General features: G+C 72.8%; 14 protein-coding genes. 2 read left to right on the top strand and 12 right to left on the bottom strand.

The genetic code is table 11. The annotated features are described in order from the left end of the window. Nucleotides 1-6 precede the first annotated feature (6 nt). The 6 genes from IQ210_RS10680 to pdhA form a co-directional block, all read right to left on the bottom strand. Nucleotides 7-1,104: a potassium channel family protein gene (locus IQ210_RS10680; RefSeq protein WP_194078670.1), complete on the bottom strand. Its 1,098-nt coding sequence runs from the start codon at nt 1,102-1,104 to the stop codon at nt 7-9. Next, a complete protein-coding gene (locus tag IQ210_RS10685; RefSeq protein ID WP_194078671.1) occupies nt 1,101-2,552 on the bottom strand; it encodes a molybdopterin molybdotransferase MoeA in 1,452 nt (483 codons plus the stop codon). Before IQ210_RS10685 ends, IQ210_RS10680 begins: the two co-directional genes overlap by 4 nt. After that, a complete protein-coding gene (locus IQ210_RS10690) occupies nt 2,549-3,460 on the bottom strand; it encodes an NTP transferase domain-containing protein (protein ID WP_194078672.1) in 912 nt (303 codons plus the stop codon). Before IQ210_RS10690 ends, IQ210_RS10685 begins: the two co-directional genes overlap by 4 nt. A gap of 528 nt (nt 3,461-3,988) precedes the next feature. Continuing rightward, on the bottom strand, nt 3,989-5,410 hold the full coding sequence (locus tag IQ210_RS10695) for a dihydrolipoamide acetyltransferase family protein (protein WP_194078673.1): 1,422 nt from the start codon (nt 5,408-5,410) through the stop codon (nt 3,989-3,991). Continuing rightward, nucleotides 5,410-6,414, bottom strand: coding sequence for an alpha-ketoacid dehydrogenase subunit beta (locus IQ210_RS10700; RefSeq protein WP_194078674.1), 1,005 nt, complete (start codon nt 6,412-6,414; stop codon nt 5,410-5,412). Before IQ210_RS10700 ends, IQ210_RS10695 begins: the two co-directional genes overlap by 1 nt. Continuing rightward, nucleotides 6,411-7,541, bottom strand: a complete 1,131-nt coding sequence (pdhA, locus tag IQ210_RS10705) for a pyruvate dehydrogenase (acetyl-transferring) E1 component subunit alpha (protein ID WP_194078675.1) — start codon at nt 7,539-7,541, stop codon at nt 6,411-6,413. The genes IQ210_RS10700 and pdhA overlap by 4 nt, the downstream gene beginning before the upstream one ends. A 190-nt stretch (nt 7,542-7,731) precedes the next feature. Here pdhA and IQ210_RS10710 point away from each other — a divergent pair, with 190 nt between their 5' ends. Further along, nucleotides 7,732-8,217 carry an Lrp/AsnC family transcriptional regulator gene (locus IQ210_RS10710; RefSeq protein ID WP_194078967.1) on the top strand — a complete coding sequence of 162 codons (486 nt, stop codon included), beginning with the start codon at nt 7,732-7,734 and terminating at the stop codon, nt 8,215-8,217. Nucleotides 8,218-8,235: 18 nt separating this feature from the next. Here the strand turns inward: IQ210_RS10710 and IQ210_RS10715 are convergent, their stop codons facing one another. From IQ210_RS10715 to IQ210_RS10725, 3 genes are all read right to left on the bottom strand, one after another. Then, the gene (locus tag IQ210_RS10715) at nt 8,236-8,529 is read right to left on the bottom strand and encodes a hypothetical protein (protein ID WP_194078676.1); all 294 of its coding nucleotides are present in this window, start codon (nt 8,527-8,529) and stop codon (nt 8,236-8,238) included. Between the two features lie 70 nt (nt 8,530-8,599). Further along, entirely contained in the window at nt 8,600-9,190 is a 591-nt protein-coding gene (locus IQ210_RS10720; protein WP_194078677.1) for a TetR/AcrR family transcriptional regulator, read from the bottom strand. Beyond that, complete coding sequence (locus IQ210_RS10725) at nt 9,187-10,704, bottom strand: 3-hydroxyacyl-CoA dehydrogenase (protein ID WP_194078678.1); 1,518 nt, start codon at nt 10,702-10,704, stop codon at nt 9,187-9,189. Before IQ210_RS10725 ends, IQ210_RS10720 begins: the two co-directional genes overlap by 4 nt. A 160-nt stretch (nt 10,705-10,864) precedes the next feature. Between IQ210_RS10725 and paaN the strand changes: the two genes are divergently transcribed. Then, nucleotides 10,865-12,556: a phenylacetic acid degradation protein PaaN gene (paaN, locus tag IQ210_RS10730; RefSeq protein WP_194078679.1), complete on the top strand. Its 1,692-nt coding sequence runs from the start codon at nt 10,865-10,867 to the stop codon at nt 12,554-12,556. A gap of 39 nt (nt 12,557-12,595) precedes the next feature. Here paaN and IQ210_RS10735 read toward each other — a convergent pair whose 3' ends face one another. The 3 genes from IQ210_RS10735 to IQ210_RS10745 are packed head-to-tail and all read right to left on the bottom strand — an operon-like array spanning nt 12,596 to nt 15,317. Then, nucleotides 12,596-13,357, bottom strand: a complete 762-nt coding sequence (locus tag IQ210_RS10735) for a TrmH family RNA methyltransferase (RefSeq protein ID WP_194078680.1) — start codon at nt 13,355-13,357, stop codon at nt 12,596-12,598. After that, a complete protein-coding gene (locus tag IQ210_RS10740; RefSeq protein WP_194078681.1) occupies nt 13,354-14,550 on the bottom strand; it encodes an HTTM domain-containing protein in 1,197 nt (398 codons plus the stop codon). The genes IQ210_RS10735 and IQ210_RS10740 overlap by 4 nt, the downstream gene beginning before the upstream one ends. Continuing rightward, nucleotides 14,547-15,317, bottom strand: a complete 771-nt coding sequence (locus tag IQ210_RS10745) for a DUF5819 family protein (protein WP_194078682.1) — start codon at nt 15,315-15,317, stop codon at nt 14,547-14,549. The genes IQ210_RS10740 and IQ210_RS10745 overlap by 4 nt, the downstream gene beginning before the upstream one ends. Between the last annotated feature and the right edge of the window lie 277 nt (nt 15,318-15,594).

Here is a 15,594-nt window from a genome sequence, read left to right on the forward strand (position 1 = left end):
CTGTGCTCACTCCTGTACGAGGGGCCGGACGTCGGGTGCGATCTGCGTACCCGGCGTCGCCCGCACGATCGTGATCAGCCGGTCCGTCAGCTCCAGCGTCCCGACGTCCGGATCGTCGTAGCCGAGCACCCGATGACCTCGTACGACACTCACCACCAGGTCGTCGGTCTCCCGCGGCCTGCGGCCCACCTCGGCCTTTATGACCGGCCGTTCGACGATGTCGAGCCCGCTGCCCTGCTGGATGAGGTCCTCCATCACCATGCCGGCGGCCGGGCTCAGCACGGACAGCCCGAGCAGCCGTCCGGCCGCGCTCGCGCTGGTGATGACGGCGTCCGCGCCGGACTGCTTGAGCAGGGGCGCGTTCTCCTCCTCCCGCACCGCGGCCACGATCTTGGCGCCCTTGTTGAGCTGCCGGGCGGTGAGGGTGACGAGGACGGCGGTGTCGTCCCGCTGTGTCGCGATGATGATCTTCCGGGCCTTGTGCACCTCGGCCCGCTTCAGCACCTCGCTGCGCGTCGCGTCCCCTATGACGCCCGCGTACCCTTCGGCGGTCGCGGCGTCGATCACCTTGGAGCTGGGGTCGACCACGACCACCTGCTCCTTCCTCAGCCCCGTCGCGCAGACGGTCTGGATCGCCGACCGTCCCTTGGTCCCGAAGCCGACGACGACGGTGTGGTCACGCAAGGTGGACCTCCAGCGGTTGAGCCGCCATTCCTCCCGGGTGCGCTCGGTGAGGACTTCGAGCGTGGTGCCGACCAGGATGATCAGGAACAGCACGCGCAGGGGCGTGATGACGAAGATGTTGGTGAGCCGGGCCCCGTCGCTGACCGGGGTGATGTCGCCGTATCCGGTGGTGGAGAGGGTGACGGTCGCGTAGTACCAGGCGTCGAGGAAGTCGACCGAGCCGTCGGAGTTGTCGTTGTAGCCCTCGTGGTCGAAGTACACGAGCAGCGCGGTCGCCGAGAGCACCAGCAGCGCCATGAGGACCCGCTTGGCGACCTGCCGGAACGGGTGCTCCACCACTTTGCGCGGCAGTTTCACCCGGTGGGTCACGAGATGTTCGTCCGCCTGGCGGGCGATCGCGTCATGGCCCGGAAGTTTCACGTGAAACACACCCCGATTCCGGCGGACGCCCAGGGCAGGTCGAGGAGTTCCAGCTCCTGACCCGCACGGGCACCGCCAGGCGGTACGACGGCCAGGGCGTCGGCCGCCGCGATGCCGCGCAGCATGGCCGGGCCGTTGTAGTGCAGCGGGACGGCGCTGTCACCGCGCAGGACGACGGGGATGAGCCGGGTGTCATGCGGATGGCCGTGGACCTCGTCCCGCAGCGGCAGCGCGTACGGCTCCGGGGCGGGGTGGGCGGCAAGGGTCCGCAGCAGCGGCTCGGCGAGCGTGAGCAGCCCGGAGACGGCGGCGAGGGGGTTGCCGGGCAGGCCGACGAGGTGCTGGTTCTCCTTGATACGGGCCAGCAGCATCGGGTGCCCGGGGCGCACCTTGACTCCGTTGACCAGGAGTTCGGCGCCGATGCGTTGGAGCGTGGGGTGCACATGGTCGACGGGGCCGGCGGCGGTCCCGCCCGTGGTGACGACGAGGTCGGCGTCGGAGGTGGTGATCGCCTTGTGCAGGGCCTCGGCGTCGTCGCCGAGTCGGCGTACGGCGATGACCTCGGCGCCGAGTGCGCGCAGCCAGGGCGGCAGCATCGGGCCGAGCGCGTCCCGGATCAGGCCCTCGCGCGGGAGGCCCGCGGTGAGCAACTCGTCGCCCAGGACGAGGACTTCGACGCGGGGGCGGGGGACGGCGGTGAGGGTGTCGTACCCGGCGGCAGCGGCGAGCCCGAGGACGGCCGGCGTCACGAGGGTGCCGACGGGCAGGAGTTGGTCGCCGTTGCGGCACTCCTGGCCGCGCGGGCGGATGTCCTGGCCGTGCTTGGTCTCGCGGGTGGCGTGCAGCCGGCCCTGGGTGTCGGTACGGCCGTGCTCGCTGCGCAGGACCGCGGTGGTGTCCGGGGGGATGCGGGCGCCGGTGGCGATCCGGACGGCCTCACCGTCGCTGAGCGGCTGCGGCTCGGCGTGCCCGGCGAGCACACCCTCGTCCCGTACGTCCCACGGTCCCGGTCCGGCGACCGCCCAGCCGTCCATCGCGGAGGTGTCGAAGGAGGGGAGGTCGGTGAGGGCGGTGAGGGGGGCGGCCAGGGTGAGGCCGAGGGCGGCGTCGAGGGGGACGGGGGTGGGGGCGCGGTGGCTGGTCGGGGTGCCGGAACGGGGGGCTCCGGCGGCTCGGGCGGCATCAGCGGCCTGGGCAACTCGGGCGGCGCGGGCGGCCCGCGCTGCGATGTCCCGGGCCTGGGGCCAGGGGGTGGCGCGGTGGTGGGCGTCGGACTTGCGGGCGGCGTCGCTCTGCGTCGGCCCGGTGGGCGGGGGCACCTGCTCGCCCGAGGCACGGCCCGGGGTACGGCCTGTGTCGCGGCGGTCGTTCACGAGGGCGAGCACCTCCTCGACGTCCAGGTCCTCGGCGTCGGTCTCCGCGCCGGTCCGGGTGGAGCGGGCGGTCATCCGGCGTCCGTACCGGGCTGGGCGTCGCTCGGCTTGGCATCGGAGGGCTCTTCGTCGGGCCAGGCGAGGGCGAGGGCGGTGGCCTTGCGGGCGGCGTCGGCGACCGCCTCGGGGCCTCCCCCGGCCTGCGCGGCCGCGTAGCCGACGAGGAACGTGGTCAGCGGCGCCCCGGGCCTGGCCACGTTGTGGGCGGCGTCGCGGGCGAGGTCGAGCAGGACGCCGGTGTCGACGTCGAGTTCGATGCCCAGCTCGTCCTTGACTGCGGAGATCCATTCATCCAGCACGGGTCCATGCTCCCTGATACGTGCCCTGGCGGCGGCGATGTCGTCCCAGGTGTCGCAGTCGAAGGACGCGACGGGGTCCGGGACACGGGTGAGGTGGAGTCCGGCGGTGAGCCGGCGCAGGGGCAGCCCGGTGAGGCCGTCGTGCGCATCGGCGAGCGTGGTGAGCTCGCGGCGCAGTGCGGAGGCGCGGTAGGCGGCGACGAGGGGTTGGTCGCGGCCGTCGGCGTCGGTGAGCAGCGCTCCGTCGGTGCCGGCCGCGCGAAGGGCGGTCAGCAGACGGCGGACGGTGTCCGCGGTGAGGAAGGGCAGGTCGGCGGAGAGGACGACGACGTCCCGCGCGGTGGTGGGGTGGAGCCCGGCGCCAAGGGCGGCGACGGGACCGCCGCCGGGCGGGTCCTCGCGGGCCCAGGTGACGGCCCGTGCGGTCGGGCGGGGGTCGGCGACGACGACGGTGGTACGGGCGTCGGCGCAGGCGGCCAGGACCCGCTCCAGCAGCGCCCGCCCGCCCACACGCACGCCGGGCTTGTCCACACCACCGAGCCGCCGAGCGGCACCCCCGGCGAGCACGACGGCGTCGTACGCGAGATCAGCACCGGCGGCGCCCGCGGGCTCGTACGAGGTCACCCTCCGAGTATGCGGGCCACCGCGATCACAGGGAACGCGTGGGGGGCGCCGCAATCGGAGAGGACGGGTGGGGCTCCGTGATCGGGGGGCGCTTGGGGCTCGGTGATCGGGGGGCGCTTGGGGCTCGGTGATCGCGGCGGCCCTGCACTCGCAGGGGGTGCGCGGCAGCACAGGCCTCATCGCAAGGCGTGCGGCGCCACCGCTGCGGACCGCCGCCGTACGGCGCCTCTGCTCCGGCCCGTCAGCCGCGCGACGCCCCCCGCCGGACCGCCGGCCGCGTGGCGACGCCGCCACGATCGCCGGCCGCGTGGCGCCACCGTATCGATCACCGAGTGCGCGGCGGCACCGCAGCCGTCAGACGGGGCACAGCGGCGCCATGACGATCACCGCGCGCCAGCGGCATCACAGCCGTCAGACGGCGTGCAGCGCCACCACAGCAACCACCGCGCGCCCCAGCGGCACCGCCGCCGTCGGACGGCGCGCAGTGCCACCGCGGCGATCACCAAACGTCCACCGGCACCCCCGCGTTCACAGCGTGCGCAGCAGCACCGCCGGTTGTTCGACGCAGTCCGCCACGTATCGCAGGAAGCCGCCCGCCGTGCCGCCGTCGCAGACGCGGTGGTCGAAGGTGAGCGACAGCTGGACGACCTGCCGGACCGCCAGCTCGCCCTCGTGCACCCACGGCTTGGGGATGATGCGGCCGACGCCGAGCATCGCGGCCTCAGGGTGGTTGATGATCGGCGTGGAGCCGTCGACGCCGAAGACGCCGTAGTTGTTCAACGTGAAGGTCCCGCCGGTGAGTTCGCCGGGGGTGAGGGTGCCGGTGCGGGCCGCCTCGGTCAACCGGGCGAACTCCGCGGTCAGCGACTCCGCGTCCCGCGCATGGGCGTCCCGGACCACCGGCACGACGAGCCCGCGCTCGGTCTGCGCGGCGAAGCCGAGGTGCACCTGGTCGAGCTGGACGACCTCCCTCGCCGCCATGTCGACCGTGGAGTTGAGCTCGGGATAACGGGCCAGCGCCGCCGTGCAGATGCGGGCCAGCAGGGCGAGCAGGGAGATCTTCGGTCCCCCGGCGGCGTTCATCGCGGCACGCGCCCGCATGAGTTCGGTCGCGTCGGCGTCGACCCAGCAGGTGGCGTCGGGGATCTCACGCCGACTGCGGGACAGCTTGTCGGCGACGGCACCGCGGATGCCCTTGAGGGGGGTGCGGATGCCTCCGGCGGCGGGGCCGGTGACGGCCGGGGCGGCAGGCAAGGGCGTCGTCTCCGGAGCGGCGGTCGGCGCGGAGGCGGTGCGCCCCTGGGCCGTCGCCGCCCGCAGCGCGTACTCCACGTCCGCCCGCAGGATCAGCCCCTCGGGGCCGGAGCCGGTCAACTCCCGCAGATCCAGTCCGTTCTCGCGGGCGAGGCGCCGCACGAGGGGCGAGATGACCGGCACGGGCCCTTCCGGCACCTCACGCGTGGCAGTCACCTCACGCGCGCCAGGCATCTCCCGCGCGGCGGACACCTCACGCGCGGCAGACGCCTCGTCCGCAGCAGGACCCTTACGCGCACCCGTCCCGTTCGCCGCGCCCCCGGCCGGTGGCTGCGCCGGACGTACCCTTCGGCGTCGCGCCGGTGCCTCCGAAGTGCCGTATCCCACCAGCACGTTCCCAGAGCCCTCGGTCTTCGCGCCCGTGTCCTCGGTGGGCGCGGCGGAAGCGGGCGCGCCCACCGCGACGGTGATCAGCGGTGCGCCCACGGGCAGTTCCGTGCCCTCCTCGCCGAAGCGGGCGGTGACGACACCGCCGTAGGGGCAGGGCACGTCGACCAACGCCTTGGCGGTCTCGACCTCGACGACCGGCTGGTCGACGGCGACGACGTCACCGACCTCCACCAGCCAGCGGACGATCTCCGCCTCGGTGAGCCCCTCCCCGAGGTCGGGGAGCTTGAACTCCAGCACCTGTGCCATCAGCTCTCGGCCTCCCATTGCAGACGCCCCACGGCGTCCAGGATCCGGTCCACGCCGGGCAGGTGGTGACGCTCCAGCATCGGCGGCGGGTAGGGAATGTCGAACCCGGCCACGCGCAGCACCGGCGCTTCCAGATGATGGAAGCAGCGCTCCGTGACACGGGCCGCGATCTCCCCGCCCGGGCCGCCGAACCCGCCCGACTCGTGTACGACGACCGCGCGTCCGGTCCGCCGTACCGAGGCGCAGACCGTCTCGTCGTCGAACGGCACCAGGGAGCGCAGGTCGACGACTTCGAGGTCCCACCCCTCGGCCCGGGCCGCCTCGGCGGCTTCGAGGCAGACGGGTACGGACGGCCCGTACGTGATGAGCGTGGCGCTCCGGCCCGAGCGCCGCACCACCGCGCGGCCGATCGGTTCAACGCTCTGCGGCTCGTCCGGGTTCCAGGAGTCCTTCGACCAGTACAGGCGCTTGGGTTCGAGGAAGACGACCGGGTCGTCGGAGGCGATCGCGGCGCGCAGCAGGCCGTAGGCGTCGGCGACGGTCGCGGGCGTGACGACATGGAGCCCCGGGGTCGCCAGGTAGTACGCCTCGGAGGAGTCACTGTGGTGCTCCACGCCGCCGATGCCGCCGCCGTAGGGGACGCGGATGGTGATCGGCAGCGGCATGGTGCCGCGCGTCCGGTTGCGCATGCGGGCGACATGGCTGATGAGCTGCTCGAACGCCGGGTAGGCGAACGCGTCGAACTGCATCTCCACGACCGGCCGGAGCCCGTACATCGCCATGCCGACGGCGGTGCCGAGGATGCCGGCCTCGGCGAGCGGGGTGTCGGTGCAGCGGTCCTCGCCGAACTCCTTGGCGAGGCCGTCGGTGACGCGGAAGACGCCGCCGAGGGTGCCGACGTCCTCGCCCATGACGTGGACGGTGGGGTCGGCGGCCATCGCGTCGCGCATCGCGCGCGTGAGGGCCTGCGCCATAGTGGCGGGCTTCACCGCGACGGTGGTCATGGAGTCTCCCCCTCGGCTTCCAGCTCGGCCTGCAACTGGGCGCGCTGTTCGAGCAGTTGCGGGGTGGGTTCGGCGTAGACGTGGGCGAACAGGTCCATGGGGTCGAGGACCGGGTCCTGGTTCATGCGCTCGCGCAGGTCGGCGGCCATGGTCTCGGCGGCGTCGCGGGCGGCCTGGATGCCGGCGTCGTCGAGGAGGCCGCGCGTGGTGAGCTCGTGTTCGAGGAGCTTGATCGGGTCGTGGTCGCGCCAGGCGTCGACCTCGGCGTCGCCGCGGTAGCGGGTCGCGTCGTCGGCGTTGGTGTGGGCCTCCACGCGGTACGTGATGGCCTCGACGAGAGTGGGGCCGCCGCCCGCGCGCGCGTGCCGTACGGCGTCGGCGAGGACCTCGTGCACGGCCGCCGCGTCGTTGCCGTCGACCAGCCGGCCGGGCATGCCGTAGCCGACGGCCTTGTGGGCCAGCGACGGGGCCGCGGTCTGCTTGGCGAGCGGAACGGAGATCGCGAAGCCGTTGTTCTGGACGAGGAAGACGACCGGCGCCTGCCAGACGGCGGCGAAGTTCAGCGCCTCGTGGAAGTCGCCCTCGCTGGTGCCGCCGTCGCCGACCATGGCGAGCGCCACCACGTCGTCGCCCTTGAGGCGGGCGGCGTGCGCGAGGCCCACGGCGTGCGGGAGCTGGGTGGCGAGCGGGGTGCACAGGGGGGCGACCCGGTGCTCGTGCGGGTCGTAGCCGGTGTGCCAGTCGCCGCGCAGCAGCGTGAGCGCCTCGACGGGGTCGAGGCCCCGGGCGACGGCGGCGAGGGTGTCGCGGTAGCTGGGGAAGAGCCAGTCACGGTCCTGAAGGACCAGCGCGGCGGCGACCTCGCAGGCCTCCTGGCCGGTGCTGGAGGGGTAGACGGCGAGGCGGCCCTGCTTGGTGAGGGCGGTCGCCTGCGCGTTGTACCGACGGCCGCGCACCAGTTCGGCGTAGAGGCGGCGCAGCAGGCCGGGGTCGGCCTTCCCGGCGGCCTCGGTGCCGAGGACGCGGTACGGCTCCGCGTCGGGCAGCAGCGGCGCGGGGTCGGTACGGGGCTGCCAGGCGGGCGGCGGCGATGGCCGGTACCCGCCCCGCTGCTCCATGACCGTCATGACGGCACCTCCTCGTGGGAGCGGCTTCAGGCGCGTCACGGCTTGTGATGCGCCTCACCTACCGATTGTTCGGTCGTCGGCACATTTTGGCTACAGGCACCCTCAGGCTGTGGACAAACGGTTCTCCACAGCCTGAAATGAACGCAGTACGTCCATGGTAGGGAGGCGGGGGGACATGGCACCTGAACAAATGGCCGAAAGCCCGGAGGGCGGCGTGCCCCTGCCGCCCCCGCGTCCTCTCGACGCCATCGATCAGGACATCCTGCAGATGCTCCAGGTCGACGGCCGCGCCTCGATAAGGTCCGTCGCCGAACGCGTCCACGTCTCCCGCGCGAACGCCTACGCGCGTATCAACCGCCTCATCGAGGACGGCGTCATCCGCGGCTTCGGCGCCCGCGTCGACCACGAACGCGCGGGCCAGGGCACCTCGGCGTACATCACCCTGAAGATCGTCCAGAACACCTGGCGCACGGTCCGCGAACAGCTCCGCCAGCTCCCCGGCGCGTCCCACATCGCCCTGGTGGGCGGCGACTTCGACGTCCTTCTGCTGGTGCACACGCCGGACAACAGATCGCTGCGCGAGCTGGTCCTCACCCGCCTCCAGGCGATCCCGGAGGTGCTGAGCACGCGCACGCTCCTGGTCTTCGAGGAGGAGGACCTGGAGCCGCAGGGCTGAGCGGCCGGGCCGCGGCGGTCAGGCTCCGGACGTCGCCGTGATCGCGAGCATCACCCACAGCATCGGCAGCAGCGCGAACCCGAGCCCGGCCCCGGCGGCCATCATGCGCGTCGCCCGCAGGGCCCGGCGGTGCGGCAGAGCCCACGCGAACACGAGGAGAGCGGCCGCCCAGTAGAGGACACCGCCGAAGGCGCCGGTCTCGTGATGGGACGCGAACCAGCGGTACTCCAGGACGAGGAACGGCAGGCCGAGCAGGGAGGCGACAAGCGGCGCCTTCCACCAGGTGGGGTGGCGATGAGCGGTCCGGATCATGTGCCCAGCTCACCAGCGCGCGGCCGGTCCGGCATCGGGAGCCGTACTCATCCCGCCCGCGCGCGCGTACTCAGGCGCCCCGCCGCAGCCCCCCGAACACCAACTGCGCGACCGCGTCCGCCACTTCGCGCTCGTTCATCCCGCGCCCGTCCGGCCGGTACCACTCCACGATGGAGTTGATCATCCCGAAGACGAGCCGGGTCGCGAGGCGTACCTCCACGTCGCCCCGCACGTCCCCCTCGGCGGCCGCGGCCTTCAGCAGTTCGGCGACCCGGTGGTCGAAGTCGCGGCGGCGTTCCAGGGCCCAGCGCTCGGTGCCGGTGTTGCCGCGGACGCGCAGCAGCAGGGTGACGTAGGGGAGTTCGGCGATGAGGACCTCGACCATGCGCCGCACCACGTACTCCAGGCGCTCGGCGGCGTGCCCCACGCGTGCGTGCTCCTCGTCGAGGATGCCGAACAGGCCGTCCAGCGCACGGCTGACGGCCCGGCGCAGCAGCTCCTCCTTGCCCGCCACGTGGTGGTAGATCGAGGACTTGGAGATCCCGGCCGCCTTGGAGAGGTGCTCCATGGAGGTGCCGTCGTAGCCGCGCTCGTTGAAGACCTGCACGGCGACGGACAGCAGCGTCTCGGGGGTGTACGTGTCGCGCTTGGCGGTGGTCATGACGTACTGCCCTCCCTCTTGTCGGTGGCGTACGCGTGGCGGTACAGCGCGAGGGACGGGGCGTAGCGGCCGCTCGGGTCCCGCAGGTGCAGGTCGTCGAGGAGCGCGTAGGCCCAGTTGCGGCCCAGCCTGCGGCTCCATTCGAAGGGGCCCAGCGGGTAGTTGACCCCGAGCCGCATCGCCGTGTCGATGTCCTCCTCGGTCGCCACGCCCTTGGCCACGGCGTCGTGCGCGAGGTCGACGATCCGGGCGACCGTGCGGGCGACGATCATGCCGGGGACGTCGCCGATGACGCTGACGTCCTTGCCGAGCGCCTGGAAGAGGCCGATGGCCTCGGCGAGGGTCTGCGGGGCGGTGTCCTGGGAGGCGGACAGGGCGATGCGGGTGGCGCGGCGGTAGTCGAGGGCGAGGTCGAAATAGACCACGTCCCGGAACTCCACCGACGTCTGCCCGTCGGCGAGCGCCAGCTGGCCGCCGCTGGGCAGCACCAGCCGCGTGCCGTGGTCCTCCTCGTCCTCGCGGACCTGGATGCCCGCCTCGCGGATCAGGGCGAGCAGTTCGGACGCGGGGCCCAGGTCGCCCTCGGCGGTGACGTAGGCGGGCGGCTGGGAGGGTTCCGCGGTGTGCGGTTCGGCGGGCTCGGCGTCGGGGCCGTGGTCGTACCAGCCGTGCCCGCTCTTGCGGCCGAGGCGGCCCGACTCGACCAGGCGGCGCTGGGCGAGCGAGGGCGTGAAGCGGACGTCCTGGAAGAAGGACTGCCACACCGAGTGCGTGACGGACTCGTTGACGTCCTGCCCGATCAGGTCGGTGAGCTCGAACGCGCCCATCTTGAAGCCGCCGGACTCGCGCAGCACCGCGTCGATGGTGGCGGGGTCGGCGCCCTGGGCCTCGTAGACCGCGAACGCCTCGGCGTAGAAGGGCCGGGCGATGCGGTTGACGATGAAGCCGGGGGTGTCGGCGCAGGCGACCGGCGTCTTGCCCCACGCGCGTGCCGTCTCGTACGCGCGCGTGGCCGACGTGACGTCGGTGGCGAACCCGGAGACGACCTCGACGAGCGGCAGCAGCGGGGCGGGGTTGAAGAAGTGCAGGCCCACGAGACGGCCGGGATTGCGCAGGGCGCCGCCGATGGCGGTGACCGACAGGGAGGAGGTGTTGGTGGCGAGCAGACAGTCCTCGCCGACGATGTCCTCCAGCTCCCGGAACAGCTCCTGCTTGACGTCCAGCCGCTCCAGGACGGCCTCGACCACCAGGGAGCAGTCGGCGAGGTCGGCGAGCGTGCCGGCGGCCGTCAGACGCGCGCGTGCCGCGTCCCGGTCGGCGCCGGTGAGGCGGTCCTTCTCGACGAGCCGGTCGAGGCGGGCGCCGATCGCGTCGGCCGCGTCCTGGGCACGCCCGGGGGCGGTGTCGTACAGCCGTACGGGGTGGCCGGCGACCAACGCGACCTGGGCGATGCCCTGGCCCATGGTGCCGGTGCCGACGACGGCCACGGGGCTGCTGAGGTCGAGTGCTGTCATGTGCGCGATCCTCCCGCACGGGGTTTTCCACAGATGCGGCGGACCCCCTTGTCCCGACCGATCGTTCGGTTACTCTAACTCTGACTGGCCGTTCCTGCCCATGGTTCTGCCCAGGTCATGAGCTCGACGAAGAGTTCTCCAGACGAGGAGTTGGTCCCGCATGGCCGCCGAACTGACCGCCCACGAGCTGATCGCCAAGCACCGGCCCACTCTCGACCAGGCGCTGGAGGCGATCCGTACGCGCGCGTACTGGTCCCCGCACCCCGAGCACCCGAAGGCCTACGGCGAGAACGGCAGCCTGGACGCGGCGGCGGGCAAGGCGGCCTTCGACGCCCTCCTCGGCACCCGCCTCGACCTCGGCCAGCCCGGCACGGACGGCTGGGTGTCCGGCGAAGTGTCGCCGTACGGCCCGGAGTTGGGCGTCGAGTACCCGCACGCGGACGTGGACGTGCTGCTGCCCGCCATGAAGGCGGGCCAGAAGGCGTGGCGGGAGGCGGGCGCGGAGATCCGCGCGGTGGTCTGTCTGGAGATCCTCAAGCGCATCAGCGACCGGACGCACGAGTTCGCGCACGCGGTCATGCACACCTCCGGCCAGGCCTTCATGATGGCGTTCCAGGCGGGCGGCCCGCACGCGCAGGACCGCGGCCTGGAGGCGGTGGCGTACGCGTACGTGGAGCAGGTCCGCACCCCCGACACCGCGGAGTGGACCAAGCCCCAGGGCAAGCGCGACCCGCTCGCGCTGACCAAGCAGTTCACGCCGGTCCCGCGCGGGATCGCCCTGATGATCGGCTGCAACACCTTCCCGACGTGGAACGGCTACCCGGGCCTGTTCGCGTCGCTCGCAACCGGCAACGCGGTCCTGGTCAAGCCCCACCCGCGCGCGGTGCTGCCGCTCGCGCTCACGGTCCAGGTCGCGCGCGAGGTGCTGGCCGGTGCCGGATTCGACCCGAACCTGGTGGCGCTGGCCGCCGAGCGCCCGGGTGAGGGCATCGCCAAGACCCTCGCCACGCGCCCGGAGATCCGGATCATCGACTACACCGGCTCGACGTCGTTCGGCGACTGGCTGGAGGCCAACGCCCGTCAGGCGCAGGTCTACACGGAGAAGGCCGGCGTCAACACCGTGCTGGTCGACTCCACGGCGAACTACAAGGGCATGCTCTCCAACCTGGCCTTCTCACTGTCCCTGTACAGCGGCCAGATGTGCACCACCCCGCAGAACCTCCTCATCCCCCGCGACGGCATCCGCACCGACGAGGGCCCCAAGACCTTCGACGAGGTCGCCGCCGACCTGGCCCGCTCGGTCGACGGCCTGCTCGGCGACGACGCCCGGGCGAACGCCCTGCTGGGCGCGATCGTCAACCCGGACGTCAAGGCCCGCCTGGAGGCCGCGGCCGGGCTCGGCGAGGTCGCCCTCGCCTCCCGGGAGGTCGCCAATCCGGAGTTCCCGGACGCGGTCGTGCGCACGCCGGTCATCGTCAAGCTGGACGGCGCCAAGCCGGACGACGAGGCCGCCTACATGAGCGAGTGCTTCGGCCCGGTCTCCTTCGCCGTCGCGGTCGACTCGGCGGCGGACGCGGTGGAGCTGCTGCGGCGCACGATCCGCGAGAAGGGCGCGATGACGGTCGGGGCGTACACGACCGACGACGAGGTCGAGCGCGCGGTCCAGGAGGTCTGCTTCGACGAGGCCGCGCAGCTGTCGCTGAACCTCACGGGCGGGGTGTACGTCAACCAGACGGCCGCGTTCTCCGACTTCCACGGCTCCGGCGGCAACCCGGCGGCCAACGCGGCCCTCACGGACGGGGCGTTCGTCGCCAACCGTTTCCGGGTCGTGGAGGTGCGCCGAGAGGCCTAGGGCCTGCCCGAGAAGTCCCCGGGAGGCCTGGAACCCTCCCTAGAAGTCCGCCGTGAGGCTCCAGTGGTACAGCGTCATCCCCACGCTCGTCGCGAGGTTGTAGCTGGAGACCTGGGGCCTCATCGGCAGCGCCACCAGATGGTCGGCACGCGCGCGTAGCTCGGCGGACAGCCCGCTGCGCTCCGAGCCGAAGGCGAGGACGGCGTCGTCCGGGAGCTTCACGCCCCGGATGTCGTCGCCCTCCGGGTCGAGGGCGTAGAGCGGCCCCGGGGGCAGCTCCTCGACCGTCACCCGCTCCACCGCCGTCGCGAAGTGCAGCCCCGCGCCGCCGCGCACGACGGTCGGGTGCCAGGGGTCGAGCGTGCCCGTGGTGACGACACCGGTCGCCCCGAATCCCGCCGCCAGCCGGATCACAGCCCCCGCGTTGCCGAGGTTGCGCGGGTTGTCGAGGACCACCACCGGCGCGGGGCGGGGAACGCGCGCCAGCGCCTCCAGGTTCGCCGCGCGGGGCGGCCGTACGGCCAGGGCGGCCACCCCCGTCGGATGCGGGCGCGGCACGAGGTTCTCGTACGTCCCCGGCGCGACCTCCGTCAGGAGCGCGTCCAGCTTCTCGCGCACGTCGGAGGCCAGCTCGTCGGCGAGGGTGAGCGTGGCCGCGCGGTCGGTGGTGACCGCCACCGGCACCTCGGCCCCGAAGCGCAGCGCGTGCTTGAGGGCGTGGAAGCCGTCGAGCAGGACGGCGAAGTCGGCGAGCCGGTGCCAGACGGCCACCGGGCCGGTGGGAGCGGCGGGGTCGGTCATGCCGTGAAGCCTACGTGCGTCTCCTCGGCGCTCTCGGGGGCGCGGGGCTGCGGCAGCGTCGTACGGCCCCGCCCGGCCGTGAGTCGCGCACGCGCGCGTGCCGCCCAGCCGCCCAGCCGGCGCAGGAACGGCGTCGGCAGGAACACCGCGTCGGCGGCGATCATCGCCAGCGAGAAGAACGGCAGCCCGAGGACGACGGCGATGACGGCGTGCTCGGTCATCATGGCGGCCAGCAGGACGTTCTTGACCCGCCGGTTGAACAGTGTGAACGGGAAGGCGACCTGGACGGCGACGGTGCCGTAGGTGATGAGCAGCACCATGGTGGCGCTGGAGGACAGCGCGTCGGCGAGGCCGGGCCAGGGTGAGAAGTAGTCGAGGTGCAGCGGGTAGTAGACGGCGGTGCCGTCCTGCCAGCGCGAGCCCTGGATCTTGTACCAGCCGGCCGTCGCGTAGATCAGACACGCCTCGGCCATGATCACGAGCAGGGCGCCGTTGTGGACGATGTTGCCGACGACGTCCAGCAGGATGCGTGGCTGCTCGGTCCGCGCGAGCCGCTCGACCGCCCACCACACGCCCAGGGACAGCCACACCGCCCACAGCAGCGTGGGGACGAACCGGTCGCCCTCGAAGAGCCGGCCCGCGCCGGTCGCCGCGATCAGCACCAGCCCGAGGACGATCCACAGGACGGGCCCGACCCGGTCCGGAGCGTGCTCCCCACGCGCGCGTGCCCTGCGCGCGTCCAGCGACCACACCTGGCCGCACCGCGTGAACACCAGGTAGATGCACATCAGGTGCAGGACGTTGTCGCCGCCGTCGCCCATGAAGATGCTGCGGTTCTGCAGCGAGAGCACGCCGACCATGAAGAGCGCGGACATCGTGCGGGTGCGCCAGCCCAGCAGCAGCAGGGCGCTGGAGAGGACGGCAAGGCCGTAGACGAGCTCGAACCAGAACTGTCCGTCGGACCACATCAGCGCGGTGAACGCGCCGTTGCCCGCGATCAGCTGCTCGGCGAGGTCCCAGCTCCAGGGCCCGTCGGGACCGTACAGCTCCTGGCGGTGCGGGAGCTCGCGCAGCAGGAACAGCAGCCAGGTCGCACTGAAGCCGATACGGACCACCGCGGCCTGGTACGGGCCGAGCGCCGACTCGGTGATCCGGGCGATGGCCCGGGAGACCGCGAGGGAGAACCGGTTCACCGGGCGCCTCCCACGCGGTCGTCCGAGGTGACCGCCCACCAGGGCAGCTCCCGGTAGGCGGGCTTGTCCGAGACCTGCTCCTGGCTCCAGTCGGGCGGCCGCACGTTGGTGGACACGGACCGCACCTGCACCCGCTCGACGCTCCCGCCGGACCCGGCCGCGTCGTCCCGGTCGAGCCGCATCACCACGATCCGGCGCAGATACGTCTCCGACAGCGCGCCGCGCAGCCCGACCGGCCGGTTGTCGGTGCCGTGCGTGGCGGTGAAGAAGTCCCAGGCCCGGCGCAGCTCGTTCTGCTGGGTGTGGCTGGGCAGCAGATTGCCGTCGATGGCCCGGCCGTCCTCGGCCGACAGGTCGTACCAGCCGGTGGTGCGGACGGTGCCGTCCGCGGCCAGGACCTGGGCACGCACCTGCACGGCGATGTTCTGCTGCAACGGGTTCGGCGCGAACAGCTTCCAGTTCTGCTCGAACTCCGGGTAGACCCAGTCCTCGATCGCCCTGCCGTGCTGCTTGGTGACCGCGTTCGCGGGCGCGACGTGCAGGAAGGTCATCCCGAGGTGCACACAGACGGTGACCGCCACGATCGCGAGGGCCAGCGCGGCCCCGATCTGGTACCGGAGGGACAGCGCGGCGACACCGGTGCGGGGGTTGGCGGGCGCGAGCGGGGCGTGCAGCGGCAGCGGGGGAGCCGGCTCGGCCGGTGGCTCGGGGGCACGCGGCTCGTCGGCCCCGTGCCGGGCCTCCGAGCCTGTGTCGTACGCGTCCATTCCGCCCCGTTTCCCGATGTCCGGACCGTGTCTGCGGCGTCCTGTCCGCCCGCGCCCACCGCTTGGCACGGCACTCGCACGCGAACGGTACTCAGGCCCGCCCGCCGGGCACAGCCCATCAGCCGAACCCCGGTCACTCGGCCCCTGTCGTCCACAGGGACCCCGGCAGGTTATCCACAGCGGTTGACACCTTACGGCGCCCGGCACACCATGGATGCGACGAACCGAACGATCGGTCGGGAGCTTGCTCCGGGCAGGGACCGGGGTCGAGGGGGCC

The organism is Streptomyces justiciae (assembly GCF_015163075.1).
In the GTDB taxonomy this organism is placed as follows: domain Bacteria; phylum Actinomycetota; class Actinomycetes; order Streptomycetales; family Streptomycetaceae; genus Streptomyces; species Streptomyces justiciae.